Annotated in this window: 1 protein-coding gene and 1 tRNA gene; one reads left to right on the top strand and one right to left on the bottom strand. The window is 62.6% G+C overall.

Going from position 1 to position 1138, the window contains the following annotated elements; all coding sequences use genetic code 11:
* Positions 1–81: 81 nt before the first annotated feature.
* Positions 82–166, bottom strand: a tRNA-Leu gene (locus tag ACXJKR_RS33110).
* 60 nt (positions 167–226) lie between these two features.
* Here ACXJKR_RS33110 and ACXJKR_RS33105 point away from each other — a divergent pair.
* Positions 227–1138 (top strand): RNB domain-containing ribonuclease (locus tag ACXJKR_RS33105; protein ID WP_457326469.1); only part of this gene is annotated, 912 nt, incomplete at its 3' end.

Raw genomic sequence — 1138 nt, 5'->3', positions numbered from 1 at the left:
GTGACGTGCCCTTMGAGYCCTCTCCTGGGCGCCAAAAGACAAAAGGCCAGCACTTGCGTGCTGGCCTTTTGTCTTTTGTTTTGGTGCCCAGGAGAGGACTCGAACCTCCACGGAGTTACCCGCTAGTACCTGAAACTAGTGCGTCTACCAATTCCGCCACCTGGGCTAGTTGCTCAAGACTTCAAACGAAGTGCCTGGGCCGTTTCAGGAAAGCAAGGATCATATCATTAAAAACTTGAAGAACTCAAACCCGTCGACTAAGGGCGAAGGTGCCGGCCTGCTCGGCGAAGTCGAAGGCACGTTGCAGGGTCATCGCGATGGCCATGGTTTCCTGATCCCCGACGACGGTGCCGCCGACGTCTATCTGTCGTCGCAGGAAACGCATGCCGTCATGCACGGCGACCGGCTGCGCGTGCGCGTCGTGCGCTTCGACAAGCGCGGTCGTCCGGAGGGCAAGGTGCTCGAGATCCTCGAGCGCAAGAAGCGGCCGCTGATCGGCCGCCTGTTGCTCGAGTCCGGTATCTGGCTGGTTGCGCCCGAGGACCGGCGCATGGGCCAGGACATCCTGATCCCCAAGAACGGCATCGCCAACGCGACCGCAGGGCAGGTTGTTGCTGTCGAGTTGACTGAGCCGCCGTCGCTGTACTCGCAACCTGTCGGTCGTGTCGTCGAAGTGCTCGGCGAGATCGACGATCCCGGCATGGAGATCGAGATCGCGGTGCGCAAGTACGACGTGCCGCATCGCTTCAGCCCCGAAACGTTGACGCAGAGCGCCAAGCTGCCTGAGAAGCTGCGCGCCGCCGATCTCAAGCACCGCATCGACCTGCGCGACGTGCCGCTGGTCACCATCGATGGCGAGGATGCGCGCGACTTCGACGACGCCGTCTACTGCGAACCCTTCAAGCAGGGGCGTGGCAAGAAGGCCGTCGAGGGCTGGCGCCTGCTGGTGGCCATTGCCGACGTGTCGCACTACGTGAAGCCCGGCGAGCCGCTGGACGCCGATGCCTACGAACGGGCGACGTCGGTCTACTTCCCACGCCGTGTCATCCCGATGCTGCCCGAGAAGCTGTCCAACGGGCTGTGCTCGCTGAACCCGTATGAAGACCGGCTCAGCATGGTCTGCGACATGCTCGTGTCC

The sequence above is a fragment of the Roseateles sp. P5_E11 genome (genome assembly GCF_054049355.1).
The sequence above is the reverse complement of the archived record's forward strand: the minus strand, read 5'-3'. Positions and strand labels throughout refer to the sequence as shown.